Below are 21,863 nucleotides of genomic sequence, written 5' to 3'. Positions count from 1 at the left end.
GCGACCACGACCGATGAGTGGGGACACCGTGGGTGAGAACGACAAGCTTCGCGACTACCTGACGCGAGTCACCGGCGAGCTGCAGCGCACGCGCGGCCGGCTGGCGGCGCTCGAGGACCGCGCGGCCGAGCCGATCGCGATCGTCGGGATGGGCTGCCGCTTCCCGGGCGGCGTGCGCTCCCCGGAACGGTTCTGGGAGCTGCTCTCCGCCGGGGAGCACGGCATCACCGGTTTCCCCGGCGAACGCGGCTGGGACGTCGGCGAGCTCGTCGACCCCGATCCCGACCACCTCGGCACCAGCTACGTCGACCGCGGCGGTTTCCTCGACGGCGCCGACGAGTTCGACCCGGAGTTCTTCGGCATCTCGCCGCGCGAGGCCGTCTCGATGGACCCGCAGCAGCGGCTGCTGCTCGAGACGTCGTGGGAGGCCCTGGAGCGCGGCGGCATCAATCCCGCTTCGCTGGCCGGCGGCCGCACGGGTGTCTTCGTCGGCACCAACGGCCAGGACTACGGCCGTGACCTGGCCAAGGGTGTCGAAGGGGTCGAGGGGTACCTCGGCACCGGCATCTCCGGCAGTGTCCTTTCCGGACGGATCTCCTACGTCCTCGGTGTCGAGGGCCCGTCGGTCACCGTGGACACCGCGTGCTCGGCGTCGCTGGTCACGCTGCACCTCGCCGTCCGCGCGCTGCGGGCCGGCGAGTGCGACCTCGCGCTCTCGGGCGGCGCGACGGTGATGGCGAGCCCGGACGCGTTCATCGAGTTCTCCCGCCAGCGCGGTCTCGCGCGGGACGGCCTGGTCAAGGCGTTCGCCGCCGGCGCCGACGGCACCGCCTGGGGTGAAGGCGCCGGCATGATCGTGCTGGAACGCCTGTCCGACGCCCAGCGCCACGGGCACCGCGTGCTCGCGGTGGTCCGCGGCACGGCCGTCAACTCCGACGGCGCGTCCAACGGCCTCACCGCGCCCAACGGCCCGTCGCAGCAGCGGGTCATCCGCCAGGCACTGGCCGACGCGCGGCTGTCGGCGAAGGATGTTGATGTCGTCGAAGCGCACGGCACCGGCACCACGCTCGGCGACCCGATCGAGGTCCAGGCGCTGCAGGCCACCTACGGCCGCGAGCGCGGCGGCCGCGGCCCGCTGCTGCTCGGCTCGGTCAAGTCGAACATCGGCCACACCCAGGCCGCGGCCGGTGTGGCCGGCGTGATCAAGATGGTCCTCGCCCTGCAGCACGGCCGCCTCCCCGCGAGCCTGCACATCGACGCGCCGAGCACCCAGGTCGACTGGTCACCCGGCACCGTCGAGCTGCTCACCGCCGCGCGCGAGTGGTCCTCGGAAGAGATCCGCCGCGCCGGCGTTTCGTCGTTCGGCATCAGCGGCACCAACTCCCACGTCCTGCTGGAGCAGGCGCCCGCCACCGAGCCGTCCACAGAGGACGTTCCGGCGCCGCCGGTGGTGCCATGGGTGCTGTCCGGTCGCACCGAAGCCGCGCTGCGCGCCCAGGCGCGTGCGCTGCTGGACGTCGAGGGTGACCCGGCCGGCATCGGCTGGTCCCTCGCCGCGACCCGGGCCACCTTCGAGCACCGCGCCGTGGTCACCGGCACCGGCGCGGAAGACCTGCGCGCCGGGCTGACCGCCGTCGCCGACGGCACGCCGGCGCCTGGTGTCACCACCGGCGAGGCGACCGGCGGGCAGCTCGCCGTCGCCTTCACCGGGCAGGGCTCCCAGCGGCTCGGCATGGGCCGCGAGCTGTACAACGCGTATCCGGCGTTCGCCGCGGCCTTCGACGAGGTCTGCGAGCTGCTCCCCGGCGTCCGCGAGATCGTCTTCGGCGACGACGCGGAAGCCTTGGCGGACACGGGGAACGCGCAGCCCGCGCTGTTCGCCCTCGAAGTGGCGCTCTACCGGCTCGTCGAGTCGTGGGGTGTGGTTCCCGACTTCCTGATCGGCCACTCCGTCGGTGAGCTGGCCGCCGCGCACGTCGCCGGTGTCTGGTCCCTCGCCGACGCGGCCGAGCTGGTCGCCGCGCGCGGCCGGCTGATGAGCGCGCTCCCGCGCAGCGGCGCCATGTGTGCGATCGAGGCCGACGAAGACGAGGTCCGCGCGGCCCTGGTGCCCGGCGCGGACATCGCCGCCGTCAACGGCCCGCGTGCGGTTGTCGTCTCCGGCGAGGAAGACGCCGTCCGGCAGGTGCAGGCGGTGTTCGCCGACCGCCGCACCAAGCAGCTGGCCGTCTCGCACGCGTTCCACTCCGCGCTGATGGACGGCATGCTCGCCGAGTTCGGCGAGGTCACCCGCCGGGTCACCTACCGGACACCGAAGATCGCGCTCGTCTCCAACGTCACCGGCCACATCGCCGCCACCGCCGAGATCACCGACCCGGAGTACTGGGTCCGGCACGTGCGCGAAGCCGTCCGGTTCGCCGACGGTGTCCGCGCGCTCGCCGACGCCGGCGTCACCCGGTTCCTCGAGCTCGGCCCGGACGGTGTGCTCTCGGCCGCGGGCCAGGACAGCGCCGAAGGCCTGTTCGTGCCCGCCCTGCGCCGCGACCGGCCGGAGCCCGAGACGCTCGTCGCCGCGCTGGCCGCGGTGCACGTCCACGGCGGGACCGTCGGCTGGGCCGCCCTGCTCGCCGGAGCCCGGCCGGTCGACCTGCCCACCTACCCGTTCCAGCGCGCGAGCTACTGGCTGCCCGCGTCGGCGAGCACCGGGGACGCCGCCGGGCTCGGCCTCGGCTCGATCGAGCACCCGCTGCTCGGCGCCGCGGTGTCGGTCGCCGACGCCGACGGCTTCCTGTTCACCGGGAGCCTTTCCCTGCGCACCCACCCGTGGCTGGCCGGGCACACCGTGCACGGCCAGGTGGTCGTGCCCGGCACCGCGCTCGTCGAACTGGCCGTGCGTGCCGCCGACGAGACCGGCCTGACCGCGCTCGAAGAACTGACCCTCCAGACCCCGCTGGTGCTCCCGGAGACGGGCGCGGTGCAGGTCCAGCTGTGGGCCGGCGCGCCGGAGGAGTCCGGCCGCCGCCCGCTGACCGTCCACTCGCGCCCGCACGGCGCGGGGGAGTGGACCCTGCACGCCACCGGCTCCCTCGCGGCCACCGCGGCCACCCCGGAATGGGAGCTGACGGAGTGGCCGCCGCCGGGCGCCGAAGCCGTCTCCCTCGAAGGCCGGTACGACGAGCTGGCGGCCGCGGGCCTCGGGTACGGCGAGACCTTCCAGGGCCTGCGGGCGGTGTGGCAGGACGGCGACGACACCTACGCCGAGGTCACGCTGCCGGAGGGCGCCCGCGACCAGGCGGGCCGGTTCGGCCTGCACCCGGCGCTGCTCGACGCGGCCCTGCACGCCCTCGCGGCCGGCGACGGGCCCGCGCGGCTGCCGTTCGCCTGGAGTGACGTCGTCCTGCACGCCTCGGGCGCCGCCGAACTGCGGGTGAAGCTGACGCCGTCCGGGACCGACGCCGTCTCGCTGCAGGTCGCCGACGGCACCGGTGCGCCGGTCGCCACCGTCGGTTCCCTGGTCGTGCGCCCGGTTTCGGCCGCACAGCTGCGTCCGTCGGCGAGCGTCGACGGGCTCTACGAGGTGACCTGGCAGGCGATCGCCCCCGCCGGAGACGTGCCGGGTCACGCGGACTGGCCGGAGGTCGCCGACGTTGTCGTCTTCCGTGCCACCGGTGACGACGTGCACGCGCTCACCGGCGAGACCCTCGACGTGCTCAAGACGTTCCTCGCCGACGAGCGGTACTCCGACGCCCAGCTGATCGTCCACACCGGACAGTCCGATGTGGACCCCGTGGCCGCCGCGGTGTGGGGCTTGGTGCGCAGCGCGCAGTCCGAGCACCCCGGCCGCTTCCTCCTGGCCGACACCGAAGAACTGACCGACGCCGTGCTGGCCGCCGGTGAGCCGCAGCTCGCCGTGCGGGACGGGGAACTGCGCGTCCCGCGGCTGGTCACACCCGAAGCCGCCGGACGGCTGTTGCCACCGGCCGGGAACTGGCGCCTCGGCCTCGCGGGCAAGGGCACCTTCGACCACCTGACCCTGGAGGAGGTGCCCGAGGAGCCGCTGGGTCCGCTCGGCGTGCGGGTCACCGTCCGCGCGGCCGGGCTGAACTTCCGCGACGTCCTCAACGCCCTCGGCATGTACCCGGGTGAAGCCGGTCTGCTCGGCAGCGAGTTCGCCGGGACCGTGCTCGAGGTCGGCTCCGAGGTCACGGACCTGCGCCCGGGTGACGAGGTCATGGGCCTCGTCTCGGGTGGCGCGGGCCCGGTGGCGGTCGCCGAGCGGCCGATGATCACCCGCAAGCCCGCGGACTGGACCTACGAGCAGGCCGCGACCACACCGCTGGTGTTCCTCACGGCCTACTACGCCTTGGTTGATCTGGCCGACCTGCAGGCGGGCGAGTCGATCCTCGTCCACGCCGCCGCCGGCGGGGTCGGCATGGCCGCCACCCAGCTGGCGAAGCACCTGGGCGCCGAGGTCTACGGCACCGCGAGCGAGGGCAAGCAGCACATCCTGCGGGAAGCCGGCCTCGACGACGCGCACATCGCCTCCAGCCGCACCTTGGAGTTCGAGGAGCGGTTCAGCGGCATCAACGTCGTCCTCAACGCGCTGGCGGGTGACTTCGTCGACGCGTCCCTGCGCACGATGGCGCCCGGCGGCCGGTTCCTGGAGATGGGCAAGACCGACATCCGCGAGGGCGAGGGCTACCAGGCCTTCGACCTCATCGACGCCGGTCCCGAGCGCACCGCACAGATGTGGGACGCGCTGATCGAGCTGTTCGAGTCCGGGGCGCTGACCCCCCTGCCCGTCCGGGCCTGGGACGTCCGCGAAGCGCGTGAAGCGTTCCGGTTCCTCAGCCAGGCACGGCACATCGGCAAGGTCGCGCTCACCGTTCCGCGGTCGCTCGACCCGGAGCGGACCGTGCTGGTCACCGGTGGCACCGGCGGCCTGGGCGCGTTGATCGCGCGGCACCTGGTGACGGCTCACGGTGCCCGGAAGCTGCTGCTCACCAGCCGTCGTGGCCCGGACGCGCCGGGCGCGGCCGAGCTGGCCGCCGAACTGACCGAGCTGGGCGCGCACGTCGACGTCGTCGCCTGTGATGTCGCCGACCGCGACGCCGTCGCGGCGCTGATCAACGGCGTCGAGCTGACCGGGGTGGTGCACGCCGCCGGTGTCCTCGACGACGGCACGGTCGACACGCTCACCCGGGAGCGGCTCGACTTCGTGCTGGGCCCGAAGGCCGACGCGGCCCGGCACCTGCACGAGCTGACCGGCGACCTCGACCTGTTCGTCACGTTCTCCTCGGCCGCCGGTGTCCTCGGCGCGCCCGGGCAGGGCAACTACGCCGCCGCCAACGCCTACCTCGACGCCCTCGCCGCCCACCGCCGCGCGTCGGGCCGGGCCGGGCAGTCCCTGGCCTGGGGCCCGTGGGCCGCGGGCATGGGCGAGGCGATGGGGGAGGCCCACCTGGCCCGTCTGCGCGCGGGCGGCACCCCGGCGTTGCCCGTCGAGGAAGGGCTCGCGCTGTTCGACGCGGCGCTCGCCGCGGGGTCACCGCTGGCCGTGCCGGTGAAGCTGGACCTGCCGGTGCTGGCCGCGGCCGCCGCGGCCGAGCCGCTGCCGCCGTTGCTGGGCGCACTGGTCAAGCCCGGCCGCCGGACGGCGAAGTCGGGTGGCGGCCAGGACTCGTCGCTGGCCCGGCGGCTGGCCGGGCTGACCGAGGCCGAGCAGGACCGCGAGCTCCTCGACCTCGTCCGCACGCAGGTTGCGCTGGTGCTCGGGCACGTCACCGCCGCCACGGTCGAACCCGGCCGCGGTTTCCTGGACCTCGGCTTCGACTCGCTCACCGCGGTCGAGCTGCGCAACCGCCTCGGCGCCGCGACCGGGCTGCGGCTGCCGGCGACGGTGATCTTCGACCACCCGACCCCGGTCGCGCTCGCCGGCTACGTGCGTTCCGAGCTGCTCGGCGACCTCGCCGCCGGGCCGCGCACCCGCGCCCGGGTCGCCGCCGGTGACGAGCCGATCGCCATCGTCGCGACCAGCTGCCGGTTCCCCGGCGGGGTGAACACCCCGGAAGACCTGTGGCGGCTGGTCTCGGAGGGCCGTGAAGGCATCACCGAGTTCCCGACGGACCGCGGCTGGGACCTGGCCGCGCTGTTCGACGCGACCCCGGGCAAGCAGGGGGTCTCGCACACCCGCACCGGCGGCTTCCTGCCCGCCGCGGGTGACTTCGACCCCGAGTTCTTCGGCATCTCACCGCGTGAGGCCCTTGCGATGGACCCGCAGCAGCGGCTGCTGCTGGAGATCGCCTGGGAGGCCTTCGAGCGGGCCGGCATCCCGCCCGGCACGCTGCGCGGCAGCGACACCGGCGTCTTCACCGGCGCGATCTACCACGAGTACGCGTCCCGGCTGACGAAGATCCCCGAGGAGGTCGAAGGGTTCCTCGGCACCGGCACGTCCGGCGCGATGATGGCCGGCCGCGTCTCCTACACCTTCGGCCTGGAGGGCCCGGCCGTCGCGGTCGACACGGCGTGCTCGTCGTCGCTGGTCGCGATGCACCTGGCGAGCCAGGCCCTGCGCTCCGGCGAGTGCTCGCTGGCGCTGGCCGGCGGGGTCACGATCATGGCCAACCCGGACCCGTTCGTCGACTTCAGCAAACAGAACGCGATGGCGGTCGACGGCCGCTGCAAGGCCTTCGCCAGCGGCGCCGACGGCGTCGCGTGGGGTGAAGGCGCCGGGTTCGTGCTGCTGGAGAAGCTGTCCGACGCCCGCCGTCACGGCCACCCCGTTTTGGCGCTGCTCAAGGGTTCCGCGGTCAACCAGGACGGCGCCTCCAGCGGCCTCACCGCCCCCAACGGACCCGCGCAGCAGCGCGTGATCCGCCAGGCGCTGGCCAACGGTGGACTGTCCACTTCGGACGTCGACGTGGTCGAAGCGCACGGCACCGGCACCCGGCTCGGCGACCCGATCGAGGCCCAGGCGCTGCTGGCGACCTACGGCCAGGACCGCGAAGCCGCCCTGCTGCTCGGCTCGGTGAAGTCGAACTTCGGCCACACCCAGGCCGCGGCGGGGGCGGCCGGCGTGATCAAGATGGTCGAGGCGATGCGGCACGGCGTTGTCCCGGCAACCCTGCACGTCGACGCGCCGTCAGCACAGGTCGACTGGGAGACCGGCGCCATCCGCGTCGCGACCGGCACCGAGCCGTGGCCGGAGACCGGCCGCCCGCGCCGGGCCGGCGTCTCGTCGTTCGGCTTCAGCGGCACCAACGCCCACGTCGTGCTCGAGCACGTCCCGGCCGAAGAGGCCGAACGTGAGGCTGCCGCGCCCGCGGTGCTGCCCTGGGTGCTGTCCGGCCGGTCCGAGGAGGCGCTGCGGGCGCAGGCCGCCCGGCTGGCGAACGTCACGGCCGAACCCCTGGACGTGGCGTGGTCGCTGGCCACCGCCCGCACCGCGCACGAGCGGCGCGCGGTTGTCGTCGGGACCGACCCCGCCGTGCTGCGGGCCGGGCTGGCCGCGTTCGCCGACACCGGCCGGGCGGCGAACGTCGTCACCGGCCGGGCGGTCACCGGCCGGCTCGCCGCGCTGTTCACCGGCCAGGGATCGCAGCGGCTCGGCATGGGTCACGCGCTGGCGGCGGCGTTCCCCGCGTTCGCCGAGGCCTACAACGAGGTCCGCGCGTTGCTGCCGGGCATCACCGACGTCACCGACGCTGCCGTGCTCAACCGCACCGGCACCGCGCAGCCCGCGATCTTTGCGCTGGAAGTGGCGCTGTACCGGCTCTTCGAGTCCTGGGGTGTGACCCCGGACGTGCTTGCCGGGCACTCCATCGGCGAGATCGCCGCCGCCCACGTGGCCGGCGTGTTCTCGCTGGCGGACGCGGCGAAGCTGGTCGAGGCCCGTGGCCGGCTGATGGAGGCGCTGCCCGAAGGCGGCGCGATGGTCGCGGTCCAGGCGTCGGCGGCCGAGGTTGCCGAGTTCCTGTCCGACGAGGTGTCGCTGGCTGCGGTCAACGGCCCCGAGTCCGTTGTGCTGTCCGGTGTGGACGGTGCGGTCCGCGCGGTCGCCGCCCGGTTCGCCAAGGACGGCCGCCGCACCAAGCACCTCGTGGTGTCCCACGCGTTCCACTCGGCGCTGATGGAGCCGATGCTGGCGGAGTTCGAGACCGTCGCCCGCTCGATCAGCTACGCCGAGCCGCGGATCCCGATCGTCTCCACCGTGACCGGTGACGCGGACCTGACCGACCCGGCCTACTGGGTGACCCATGTCCGCGAAACCGTCCGGTTCGCCGACGCGGTCGAGCGCCTGGCCGCCGACGGGGTCACGACGTTCCTCGAACTCGGCCCGGACGCGGTCCTCGCCGCGATGGGCCCGGACACCGCCGCGGATGCGGTGTTCGTCCCGGCCCTGCGCAAGGACCAGGAGGAGCCCCGCGCGGCCGTGTCCGCGCTGGGTGCGCTGCACGCGGCGGGTGCACCGGTCGACTGGACGCGGTACTTCGCCGGCAGTGGCGCCCGGCCGACGTCCCTGCCCACCTATCCGTTCCAGCGCCGCCGCTTCTGGCTGCTGGCCCCGCCGGGCGGTGGTGACGCCGCCGCGCTGGGCCTCGGCGCGCTCGACCACCCGCTGCTGGGGGCGGCCGTCGCGCTGCCCGAGCGCGGCGAGCTGGTGCTCACCGGCCGGCTGTCGCTGGACGAGCAGCCGTGGCTGGCCGGGCACCAGGTGCGCGGCGCGGTGCTGCTGCCCGGCACGGCGTTCGCCGAACTGGCCGTCCGGGCCGGCGACGAGGCCGGCTGCGGGGAAGTGGAAGAGCTGACCCTGCAGGCACCCCTCGTCCTGACAAACGCGCCGGTCCAGCTGCGAGTGTCCCTTTCGGACGCCGACCACAGTGGACGGCGCACCCTCGCCGTCCACTCCCGCGCCCAGGAAGCCGACACCGACTGGGACCTGCACGCCACCGGTTCACTGGTTCCCGAAGTGTCGCTTTCCCGGGAAAGTGACGGTGTGTGGCCGCCCGCGGGTGCCGAACCCGCCGAGCTGGACGGCTTCTACACCACGCTGGCCGACGCCGGGCTCGCTTACGGCGACCCGTTCCGCGGCTTGCGGGCCGCCTGGCGCCGCGGTGACGACGTCTTCGCCGAGGTCGCGCTGCCCGAAGGCACCGACGTCACCGGGTTCGGGCTGCACCCGGCCCTGCTCGACGCCGTCCTGCACGCCGTCGGCCTGACCGGCGGCCCGGCCCGGCTGCCGTTCTCGTGGACCGGGCTGCGGCTGCACGCCACCGGCGCGAGCACCCTCCGGGCGAAGCTCTCGCCCGCGGGCCAGGACGCCGTCTCGCTGTCGGTGACCGACGGCGCCGGGGCGCCGGTCCTGTCCGCGACGTCGCTGAGCCTGCGCCCGGTCGGGGACGCCCCGCTGCCGAGCGCGGCCGGGGACGCCCTGTTCACCGTGGACTGGATCCCGGTCGCTCTGCCGTCCGAAGCTCTCGAAGTCGAGGTTCTCGAAGCCACCTCGGCAGACACCGTGCTCGCCGAGCTGCAGGAGCGGCTCGCCGGTGACGGCCGGGTCGTGGTGCACCTCCCCGGTGCCACCCCGGCCGACGCCGCGGTCGCCGGGCTCGTCCGCAGCGCCCAGGCCGAGTACCCGGACCGGCTGGTGCTGGTCCACGGCACCGGTGACGTCGCCGCCGCGGCCGCCACCGGCGAGCCCGAACTCGCCTTCACCGACGACGGCCCGTGCGTCCCGCGGCTGGCCCGCGCCCGCGCCACCGGCGACCCGGACTGGACCCTCGACGGCACCGTCCTGGTCACCGGCGGCACCGGCGGGCTCGGCGCGCAGGTCGCCCGTCGGCTCGTCGAACGCCACAACGTCCAGCACCTGCTCCTGGTCGGACGCCGCGGCGCCGACGCCCCTGGCACGGACGAACTCCGGCAGGAGCTCACGGACCTCGGCGCGGAGGTCACCTTCGCGGCCTGCGACGTCGCCGACCGCGACCAGCTGGAGTCGGTCCTCTCGCTGGTCCCGGCCGAGCAGCCGCTGACCGGCGTGGTGCACGCCGCCGGTGTCCTCGACGACGGCGTCTTCGCATCGATGACCCCGGAGCGGCTCGCCGCCGTCGCCGGCCCGAAGGCGGTTGCCGCGCAGCACCTGCACGAGCTGACCGGCGACCTCGAGCTGTTCGTCACGTTCTCCTCGATCGCCGGCGCCCTCGGCGCGCCCGGCCAGGCGAACTACGCCGCCGCCAACGGGTTCCTCGACGGCCTCGCGGCCCAGCGTCGCGCGCAGGGCCTCCCGGCGACGTCGATCGCGTACGGGCTCTGGGAAACCGGCATGGGTGACGGCCGTAGCGGCTCCGGCTTCACACCGTTGCCGGTCGACGCCGGGCTGGAGCTGTTCGACCTCCTGGCCCTCGGTGCCGACCCGCGTCCGGTCGCGACCCGCCTGGACCTCCCCGCGCTGCGGGCGTCGGGCGACGTCCCGCACGTGCTGCGTGGCTTGGTCCGCACACGCCGCCGCACGGCGGGTGCCGCCGAAGCGGGCGGACTCCGGCAGCGGCTCGCCGGCCTGCCCGCCGCCGAGCAGCTCCGGCTCCTGACCGAACTGGTCCGCACCGAAGCCGCGATGGTGCTCAGCCACACCAGCCCCGACGCCGTCGAGGCCGACCGCGCCTTCGGCGACCTCGGCTTCGACTCGCTCACCGCCGTCGAATTCCGCAACCGCCTCGGCACGGTCACCGGCCTGCGGCTGCCCGCGACCCTGACGTTCGACCACCCGACGCCGCAGGCCCTCGCCGCGTTCCTGCACGCCGAGCTGCTCGGCGCGGACGACAGCCCGATGACCCCGGCGTTCACCCCGGCCCGCGCCGGCGAGGACCCGATCGTCATCGTCGGCATGGCCTGCCGTTACCCGGGCGGCGTGACGTCACCCGAGGAGCTGTGGGAGCTGGTGTCCGGCGGCCGCGACGGTGTCACGAGGTTCCCCGAGGACCGCGGCTGGGACGTCGACGGCATCTACGACCCCGACCCCGACCGGCCCGGCAAGACCTACACCCGCGAAGGCGGCTTCCTGCACGACGCCGGCGACTTCGACCCGGAGTTCTTCGGGATCTCCCCGCGCGAGGCGCTCGCAATGGACCCGCAGCAGCGGCTCCTGCTCGAGACGGCGTGGGAGGCCCTGGAGCGGTCCGGCACCGACCCGGCGTCGCTCAAGGGCAGCCCCACCGGTGTGTTCGCCGGCGTGATGTACCACGACTACGGCACCCGCCTCGGTGACGTGCCCGACGACGTCGAGGGTTTCCTCGGCACCGGCACCTCCGGCAGCGTGCTGTCCGGGCGGGTCGCCTACACACTCGGCCTGGAAGGCCCGGCGGTGTCGGTCGACACGGCGTGTTCGTCGTCGCTGGTCGCGCTGCACTGGGCGATGCAGGCCCTGCGCTCGGGTGAGTGTTCGCTCGCCCTGGCCGGCGGTGTCACCGTGATGGCCACACCGGAGACGTTCATCGGCTTCTCCCGCCAGCGCGGCCTCGCCGCCGACGGCCGGTGCAAGTCGTTCTCCTCCGACGCGGACGGCACCGGCTGGGCCGAAGGCGCGGGCATGCTCGTGCTGGAACGGCTGTCCGACGCGCGCCGCAACGGCCACCACGTCCTCGCCGTCGTCAAGGGCTCGGCGGTCAACTCCGACGGCGCGTCCAACGGCCTGACCGCACCGAACGGGCCGTCCCAGCAGCGGGTGATCCGCCAGGCTCTCGCCGCGGCGGGGGTCCAGTCGTCCACTGTGGACGCCGTCGAGGCGCACGGCACCGGCACCACGCTCGGTGACCCGATCGAAGCGCAGGCGCTGCTGGCCACCTACGGCCGCGAGCGGGACGGCGAGCCGCTCTACCTCGGCTCGGTGAAGTCCAACTTCGGCCACACCCAGGCCGCGGCCGGGGTTGCCGGCATCATCAAGATGGTCCAGGCGATGCACCACGGGGTGCTGCCGCCGACCCTGCACCTCGGTGCGCCGAGCCCGCACGTCGACTGGGAAGCCGGCGACGTCACGCTGCTGGCCGAGGGCCGCGAGTGGCCCGAAACCGGGCGGCCGCGCCGCGCGGCGGTGTCGTCGTTCGGGATCAGCGGGACCAACGCGCACGTCGTCCTCGAACAGGCGCCGGCTTCGGTGGTGGCCGAGCGCGAGATCACGACGCCCGCGCTGGTGCCCTGGGTGCTGTCCGCCCGCAGCGACGACGCCCTGCGTGAGCAGGCGGCCCGGCTGCTGGACCGCGACGGCGAGCCCGTCGACCTCGGCCTGTCGCTCGCCACGACCCGCACCGCCCAGGACCGGCGTGCCGTCGTGCTGGGCGCCACCGACGCGGAACTGCGGGCCGGACTGACCGCGCTGGCGTCCGGTGTGGACAGTGAGTCCGTGCTGACCGGGCGGGTGCTGCCCGGCCGGACCGCGTTCCTGTTCACCGGCCAGGGTTCGCAGCGGCTCGGCATGGGGGCCGGGCTGTACGACGCCTTCCCGGTGTTCGCCGCCGCCTACGATGAAGTCCTTGCGCACCTGCCCGGTGTCCGTGACGCGGTCGACGTCAACCGGACCGGCCACGCGCAACCGGCGATCTTCGCCCTGGAAGTCGCGCTGTACCGGCTCGCCGAGTCGTGGGGTGTGGTCCCCGACTTCGTCGCCGGGCACTCGATCGGCGAGATCGCCGCGGCGCACGTCGCGGGTGTGCTGTCCCTGGCGGACGCCGCGAAGCTCGTCGATGCGCGCGGCCGGCTGATGGAGGCACTGCCGTCCGGCGGGGTCATGGTCGCGGTGCAGGCGTCGGAAGACGAGGTCCGCGAACACCTGACGCTGAAGGTGTCGCTGGCCGCGGTCAACGGGCCCGACTCCGTTGTCCTTTCCGGCGCCGCGTCGCCGACGTTGAAACTGGCCAAGAAGTTCGAGAAGCTCGGCCGCCGCACCAAGCGGCTCGAGGTGTCGCACGCGTTCCACTCGGCGCTGATGGAGCCGATGCTCGACGAGTTCGCCGCCGTGGTGCGGGAGCTGGAGTTCGGCACCCCGCGCATCCCGTTCGTGTCCACTGTGGACGGCGAGCGCACCGACCGCGTGGCCGGGCCGGAGTACTGGGTCGAGCACGTCCGCGCCACCGTCCGGTTCGCCGCCGGCCTGTCCTGGCTGCGTGAGGCCGGGGTATCCCGGTTCCTCGAGGTCGGCCCGGCCGCCGTGCTGACCCCGCTGGCCGCCGAGGACGCCTTCGCCGCGTCCTTCCTGCGCAGTGACCGCGACGAGGCCACCACCGTGCTGAGCACCTTGGCCGCCGCGCACACCCGCGGCGTCCGGGTCGACTGGGCGGCGGTCTTCCGCCCCACCGGCGCGCGGGTGGTCGACCTGCCGACCACGGTGTTCGACCGCCGCCGCTTCTGGCTCGCCGCCGGGACGGGCGCGGGTGACGTCCGCGCCGCCGGGCTGCAGACCGCCGGGCACCCGCTGCTCGGCGCCGCGGCCCCGTTCGCCGACGGTGACGGCTGGCTGTTCAGCGGCCGGCTGTCCGTGGCCACCCACCCGTGGCTGGCCGGGCACGCCGCATTCGGCGAGGTTCTCGTCCCGGGCACCGGTCTTCTCGAGCTGGCCGTGCGGGCCGGTGACGACGCGGGCTGCGCCGGTGTCGAGGAGCTGACCCTGGCTGCACCGCTGGTGCTGCGTGGCTCGGTCGACGTCCAGGTGCTCGTCGGTGCCGCCGATGCCACCGGACGGCGTCCGGTCTCGGTGCACTCGCGCACCCAGGAAGGGGAGTGGACCGAGCACGCGACGGGCACCCTCACCCCGGACGCGGCCGCGGTCCCGGCCGGGCTCACCGAGTGGCCGCCCGCGGCCGAGCCGGTTCCGCTCGACGGGCTCTACGCCGACATGGCCGCCGCCGGCCTCGACTACGGGCCGCCGTTCCGCGGCCTGACCAGCGCTTGGCGGGCCGCGGACACCGTGTTCGCCGAGGTGGAACTGCCCGAGGGCACCGAGGTGGGCGGCTTCGGCCTGCACCCGGCGCTGCTGGACGCGGCTCTGCACACCCTCGGCCTGCTCCCGGGCGAGGGGACACGCCTGCCGTTCTTGTTCGGTGACGTCACCCTGCACGCGACCGGCGCCACGGCGCTGCGAGTGCGGGTCACGACGGTCGGGACGGACACCGTGTCCGTGCTGGCCACGGACACCACCGGCGCGCCGGTGGCGACGCTCGGCACCGTCACGGTCCGCACCGCCGAAGCCCCGCGGCTGCGGGATGCCGACTCGCTCTACGAGCTGACCTGGGTCGAGGTGCCCGCCGACGGCGAGTCCACCGAGGACGTCTCGGTGTTCACCGCTCCGGACGGGGAGCCGCAGGACGCCCTGGCCGCGACCCTCCGAGCCGTCCAGGAGTTCCTGGCCGACGACCAGCTCGCGGAGACGCGGCTGGTCGTGTGCACCGGCGACACCCCGGCCGGAGCGGCCGTGCGCGGCCTCGCCCGCAGTGCCGCTTCCGAGCACCCGGACCGGTTCGTCGTCCTGGAAGGTGACGACGTCGCCACCGCGCTGGCCACCGGCGAACCGCAGGTCCGCATCCGCGACGGCGTCACCGAAGCACCCAGGCTCGCCCGAGCCACGGCCGGCGACCCCGCCGTCTGGGGCGAGGGAACCGTCCTCGTCACCGGCGGCACCGGTGGCATCGGCGCCGCGATCGCCCGGCACCTCGTCACCACCCAGGGCGTCAACCTCGTCCTGACCAGCCGCCGCGGCCTCGAAGCACCCGGCGCGGCCGAACTCGCGGAAGAGCTCGGCGCCAAGGTCGTGGCCTGCGATGTCGCCGACCGGGACGCCCTGGAAACCCTGCTCGACGGGATCCCGGACCTCACCGGCATCGTGCACGCCGCCGGGGTGCTCGACGACGGTGTCCTCACCGAGCTGACCCCCGAGCGGTTCGCCGCTGTGCTGCGCCCCAAGGCCGATGCGGCCGAGGCGCTGCACGAGCTGACCCTCGACCGGCCGCTGACCCAGTTCGTCCTGCTGTCCTCGGTTTCCGGCATCCTCGGCGGCCCGGGCCAGGCGAACTACGCCGCCGCCAACGCGCTGCTCGACGACCTCGCGCGCCGCCGTCACGCCGAGGGCCTGCCCGCGACATCGCTCGCCTACGGCCTGTGGGCCGGCGGCATGGGTGAACAGTCCGATGTGGACCGTCTCGCCCGCGCCGGGTTCGGCGCGCTGAGCGAGGCCGAGGGCCTGGCCCTGTTCGACGCGGCCCTCACCACCGGGACCCCGGTCCCGGTGCCGGTCAAGCTCGACCTGCCCACCCTGCGGACGCTGGCCCGCACAACCGCACCGCCGTCCGTGCTGCGGGGGCTCGTCCGGGTGCCGAAGCGGCGGGGTGCGGCCAACGCCGCGGCTGCCGCCGGCCTGACCGCCACGCTGGCCCGGCTCTCGCCGGCCGACCAGCAGAGCCACCTCCTGGACCTGGTCCGCGGGCACGTTGCCGGCGTTCTCGGCCACGGCACCGCCTCCGTCGAGGCCGGCCGCGCGTTCACCGAGCTGGGCTTCGACTCGCTCACCGCGGTCGAGCTGCGCAACCGCCTCGGGGAGGCGACCGGGCTGCGGCTGCCCGCCACGCTCGTCTTCGACCACCCGACCCCCACGGCGCTGGCGACCTACGTCCGCACCGAGCTGGCCGGGGAAACCGTGGCCGAGACACCGGTTGTCCTGGCCCGGTCGGACGAGCCGATCGCGATCGTCGCGATGAGCTGCCGGTTCCCCGGTGACGTCAGCTCGCCCGAGGACCTGTGGCGGCTGGTCGCCGAAGGGACCGACGCCATCACGCCGTTCCCCACCGACCGCGGCTGGGACCTCGACCGCCTCTACGACCCGGACCCGGACCACGCGGGCACGTCGTACGCCCGCGAGGGCGGCTTCCTGCACAACGCCGCCGACTTCGACGCGGAGTTCTTCGGCATCTCACCGCGTGAGGCGCTCACCGTCGACCCGCAGCAGCGGCTGTTGCTGGAGACCGCGCACGAGGCGTTCGAACGCGCCGGCCTCGACCCGAAGTCGCTGAAGGGCAGCGCGACCGGGGTGTTCGCCGGCGTGATGTACGACGACTACGCCTCGCGCCTGCCCGCCACCCCGGACGGGATGGAAGGCCTGCTGGGCACCGGCAGCGCGAGCAGTGTGCTGTCCGGCCGCGTCGCCTACACCTTCGGGCTCGAGGGCCCGGCAGTTTCCGTCGACACGGCGTGCTCGTCGTCGCTGGTCGCCCTGCACTGGGCCGCGCAGGCACTGCGTTCCGGCGAGTGCTCGCTGGCCCTGGTCGGCGGTGCGGCAGTGATGTCGAGCCCCAACCCGTTCATCGAGTTCTCCCGCCAGCGCGGCCTCGCCGCCGACGGCCGCTGCAAGCCGTTCGCGGCCGCCGCCGACGGCACCGCCTGGGCCGAGGGCGCCGGGTTCCTGCTGCTGGAACGGCTGTCCGACGCCCGCCGCCACGGCCGCCGGATCCTGGCCGTGGTCAAGGGTTCCGCGGTCAACTCCGACGGTGCGTCCAACGGCCTCACCGCCCCGAACGGGCCGTCGCAGAGCCGGGTCATCCGCCGGGCGCTGGCCGCGGCCGGGGTCGAGCCGGACGGTGTGGACGCCGTCGAGGCGCACGGCACCGGCACCGCGCTGGGTGACCCGATCGAGGCGCAGGCGCTGCTGGCCACCTACGGCCAGGACCGCGAAGAGCCGCTGTGGCTCGGGTCGGTCAAGTCCAACATCGGCCACACGCAGGCCGCGGCCGGGCTCGCCGGGATCATCAAGATGGTCGAGGCCATGCGCCACGGCGTCCTGCCCGCCACGCTGCACGTCGACGAGCCGTCCCCGCACGTCGACTGGAGCGAGGGCGCGGTCCGGCTGCTCACCGAAGCGCGGCCGTGGCCGGACGCCGGCCGCCCGCGCCGCGCGGCGGTGTCGTCGTTCGGCATCAGCGGCACCAACGCCCACGTCGTCCTGGAGCAGGCACCGGAGCAGCCGACGCCCGCGCGGACCCCGGCGCCGCCCGCGCTGCTGCCGTGGGTGCTCTCCGCCCGCACCGACGAAGGGTTGCAGGCCCAGGCCGAGCGGCTGCTCGGCACCGTGGGCTTCGCCGACCCGCTGGACATCGGGTATTCCTTGGCGACCACGCGGACCGCGTTCGAACGGCGGGCGGTGCTCACCGGGGACGTCCGGGCCGGGCTGGCCGCCCTCGCCGGCGGCCGTGCCGAACCCGGTGTGGTCACCGGGCGCGCGGCCGACGGGAAGCTCGCCGTCCTGTTCACCGGCCAGGGCTCCCAGCGGCTCGGCATGGGATCCGGGCTCTACGAGGCGTTCCCGGTGTTCGCCGCCGCGTACGACGAGATCTGCGAGCTGCTGCCGGGTGTCCGTTACGTGCCGGACGCCGACGTCCTCAACCGCACCGGCACCGCGCAGCCCGCGTTGTTCGCCCTCGAGGTCGCGCTGTTCCGGCTCCTCGAATCGTGGGGCATCCGCCCCGCGTTCGTCGCCGGGCACTCGGTCGGCGAGATCGCCGCGGCGCACGTCGCCGGGGTGTTCTCCGTGGAAGACGCAGCAAAGCTCGTCGAAGCCCGCGGCCGGCTGATGCAGGCGCTGCCCGAAGGCGGCGCGATGGTCGCGGTGCAGGCCACCGAAGAAGAGGTTGCGGAGTTCCTGTCGGACGAGGTCGACCTGGCCGCCGTCAACGGCCCCGAGTCCGTTGTCCTGTCCGGTGTGGACGGTCCGGTGCACGCCGCCGCGGCCGCGCTCGCCGAACGCGGCCGCCGCACCAAGGCGCTCGTCGTCTCGCACGCCTTCCACTCCGTGCTGATGGAGCCGATGCTGGCCGAGTTCGAAGCCGTTGCCCGGTCGATCAGCTACGCCGAGCCGTCGATCCCGGTCGTCTCGAACGTCACCGGACGCCTCGCCGGCGAGCTCACCGACCCGGCCTACTGGGTGCGGCACGTGCGGGAGCCGGTGCGGTTCGCCGACGGCGTCCGCGCCCTCACCGAAGCCGGCGTGACGCGGTTCGCCGAGCTGGGCCCGGACGGCGTGCTCTCGGCCATGGGCCTGGACAGCGCACCGGACGCGGTGTTCGTGCCGGTGCTGCGCAAGGACCGCGACGAGCGGACCACGGCCGAGACGGCGTTCGCCCGGCTCGTCACGGCCGGCGTGGAGGTCGACTGGGCCGCGTTCTTCGCGGGCACCGAAGCCCGCGCGGTCCCGCTGCCGACGTACGCCTTCCAGCGTGAGCGGTTCTGGCTCGATGCGCCGGCCACCAGCGGCGACGCTGCGGAGCTGGGCCTGGCCGCGGCCGGGCACCCGCTGCTCGGCGCGACCGTGCCGACGGCGGGTGAGGACGGCCTGGTCGCCTACGGCCGGCTTTCCCGCGCGGCCCAGCCGTGGCTGGCCGACCACGCGGTGCTCGGCACCGTGCTGGTGCCCGGCGCGGCCCTGGTCGAGCTGGCCGTCCGGGCCGGCGCCGAGCTGGGCTGCGGCCGGCTGGCCGAGCTGACCCTGGCGGCGCCGGTGGTCCTGCCGGACACGGGCGGACTCGCCGTCCAGGTTGTCGTCGGCGCGCCCGACGACGACGGCCGCCGTCCGGTGTCGATCCACACGCGCCGCCCGGACGCCCCGGCCGGCGAACCGTGGACCGCACACGCGACCGGCCTGCTCGCCGGGGGTGAAGGCCACCCGGCGGCGGACAGCGGCGAGTGGCCGCCTGCCGGCGCCGAAGCCGTCGACGTCACCGACCTGTACCCGGGCCTGGCGGACGCGGGCCTGCAGTACGGCCCGGTGTTCCAGGGCCTGACGGCGGCCTGGCGCACCGGTGAGGAGGTTTACGCCGACCTCGAACTGCCCGCGGCCGCCCACCCGGATGCTGCCCAGTTCGGTCTGCACCCGGCGTTGCTCGACTCGGCGCTGCACGCCATCGGGCTGCTGCCCACCGGGGACGCGCCGGCCACCCGGCTGCCGTTCCTCTGGCGTGACGTCGTCCTGCACGCGGCCGGCGCCACCGCCGCCCGCGTCCGGGTCGCCAAGGCCGGGGACGACGCCGTCCGCCTGGAGCTCACCGACGGCGCCGGCGCTCCGGTGCTGACCGTCGGCGCGCTGCTGCTGCGGGAGGTTACCGACCTCGGCCCGGCGACGTCCGACGCGTTGTTCCGGCTCGGCTGGGCGCCGGTCACTAACGAAGCCGGACCCGTTGCGCCGCACGAAGTCCTGTCCGCGGTGCCGGACGGCGGTGCCACGCCGGTGGCCACGCACGCCCTGCTGGCGAAGACCCTCGCGAGCCTGCAGGAGTGGCTGGCCGAGGAGCGCGACACGATCCTCGTGGTGCGCACCGAGCACGCCGTCGCGGTGTCCACTTCGGACGCCGTCGACCCGGCCGCCGCGGCGGTCTGGGGCCTGGTCCGCAGTGCCCAGTCCGAGCACCCGGGACGGCTCCTCCTGCTCGACGCGGCGGAGTCCGACGTCGAGACCGCGCTCGCCACACGAGGCGACGAGACCCAGCTCGCGGTGCGTGCCGGCGTCGTCCACGCGGCCCGGCTGCTGACCGCGTCGTCGTCGACGGACCTCGTGCCGCCGTGGCACGAACCGGCCTGGCGGCTGGACAGCGTCGAGAAGGGCACCCTGGAACGGTTCACCTTCGAGCCGTACCCGGAGGCCACCGGCGAGCTGCTGCCCCACGAGGTCCGGATCGCCACCCGCGCGGCCGGCACGAACTTCCGCGACGTGCTCAACGTGCTCGGCATGTACCCGGGTGACGCCGGGCGCATCGGTTACGAGGCCGCGGGTGTGGTGGTCGAGACCGGGTCCGACGTGACCGACCTGAAGCCGGGTGACCGGGTGATGGGCCTGGTGCACGGCGGGTTCGGCCCGCTCACCTTCGCCGACCGCGACCTGCTGGCCCCGGTGCCCGACGGGTGGACGTTCGAACAGGCCGCGTCGGTGCCGCTGGTGTTCCTCACCGCCTACTACGCGCTGACGGACCTCGGCGCGCTGCGCGAAGGGGAGTCGGTGCTGATCCACGCCGCCGCGGGCGGGGTCGGCATGGCCGCCACCCAGCTGGCCCGGCACCTCGGCGCCGAAGTGTTCGGCACCGCGAGCGAGGGCAAGTGGGACGCGCTGCGCGAGGCCGGCCTCAACGACGAGCACCTCGCCTCGTCGCGGACGCTCGACTTCGAGCAGAAGTTCCTGGCCGCGACGGACGGCCGTGGGGTGGACGTCGTGCTGAACGCGCTCACGGGCGAGTTCATCGACGCCTCGATGCGCCTGTTACCGCGTGGTGGGCGGTTCGTGGAAATGGGGAAGACCGACGTCCGCCCGGACGGCGGCCCCGGCGGGCACCATCCCGGTGTGACCTACCAGGCGTTCGACGTGATCGAAGCGGGCAACCGCCGGATCGCGCAGATGTGGGAGGAGCTGATCGTGTTGTTCGACGCAGGCGCGCTCAACCCGCTGCCGGTCCGCACCTGGGACCTGCGCCGCGGCCCGGAAGCGCTGCGGTACCTCAGCCAGGCCAAGCACGTCGGCAAGGTCGTCCTGACGATCCCGCGGCGCCCGGAAGGCACCGTGCTCGTCACCGGCGGCACCGGCGGGCTCGGCGCGGTGCTGGCCAAGCACCTCGTCACCCGCCACGGTGTCACCGACCTGGTGCTCACCAGCCGGCGCGGCCCGGACGCCCCGGGCGCGGCCGAGCTGGCCGAGGAGCTGACCGGGTTGGGCGCCACCGTGCGGATCGAGGCGTGTGACGCCGCCGATCGTGCCGCGCTGGCGGCCGTGCTGGACCGGACCCCGGACCTCACCGGTGTGATCCACGCGGCCGGTGTCCTGGACGACGGCCTGCTCACCGCGCTCACCCCCGAGCGCCTCGAGAAGGTGCTGCGGCCCAAGGTCGACGCGGCCTGGAACCTGCACGAGCTGACCCGCGACCGCGATCTGGCGATGTTCGTGCTGTTCTCCTCGGCCGCCGGTGTGCTCGGCGCGCCGGGGCAGGCCAACTACGCCGCGGCCAACACGTTCCTCGACGGCCTGGCCCACCACCGCCGGTCCCTCGGGCTGCCCGCCACCTCGCTCGCCTTCGGCCTCTGGGCCGACGGCATGGGCGACACGGCGGACAGCGCGCGGATGGGCCGCGACGGCATCGGCAGCTTCGCCCCGGCCGAAGGCCTGGAGCTGTTCGACGAGGCCACCGGGCTGGCCGAACCGGTGTCCGTGCCGGTGAAGCTGGACCTGGCCGGCCTGCGGGCCGAGCCGGGCCCGGTGCCCCCGCTGCTGCGCGGGCTGGTGCGCGGCTCCGTCCGCCGCGCCGCCCCGGTGGCCGCGGCGGCGCAGGCCGACGGGCTCAAGCGCCGGCTGGCCGGGCTGTCGCAGCCGGACGCGGAGCAGGTGCTGCTCGGCGTGGTCCGCGGCCAGGCCGCCGCCGCGCTCGGGCACGCCGCCGCGGCCGCGATCGAGCCGGGCAAGGCGTTCACCGAGCTCGGCTTCGACTCGCTGACCGCGGTCGAGCTGCGCAACGGGCTCGACGCCGCCACCGGGCTGCGGCTGCCCGCGACGCTCATCTTCGACTACCCGACCCCGGACGCGCTGGCCAAGTTCCTGCAGTCCGAAGTGGTCCCTGCCACGGCCGCGGCCGAAACCGGCCTGGGCGCCGGGATCGACCGGCTCGCCGCCGAGCTGTCCACAGTGGACGTCTCGGGGGCGGACGGCGCCGCGGTCGAGGCGAAGCTGCGGCAGCTGGTCTCGCTCTGGCAGGAGCGGATCCGGCCCGACGGCGACGCCGACCTCGAAGTGGAGACCATCGACGACATGTTCGCCTTGCTGGACAACGAACTCTGACCCCGGCCCGGCCGCCGCTAGGAGG

At 74.7% G+C, this 21,863-nt stretch carries 1 protein-coding gene; it reads left to right on the top strand.

What is annotated here, in order from left to right; translation table 11 throughout:
* Nucleotides 1-28: 28 nt before the first annotated feature.
* Nucleotides 29-21,838: an SDR family NAD(P)-dependent oxidoreductase gene (locus tag ACIA5G_RS11820; protein ID WP_395922625.1), complete on the top strand. Its 21,810-nt coding sequence runs from the start codon at nucleotides 29-31 to the stop codon at nucleotides 21,836-21,838.
* Nucleotides 21,839-21,863: the final 25 nt, after the last annotated feature.

Source organism: Amycolatopsis sp. NPDC051758 (assembly GCF_044453095.1).
Classification (GTDB): Bacteria; Actinomycetota; Actinomycetes; order Mycobacteriales; family Pseudonocardiaceae; genus Amycolatopsis.
Note: the sequence above shows the minus strand (reverse complement) of the source record. Positions and strands in the feature narration are given on the sequence as shown.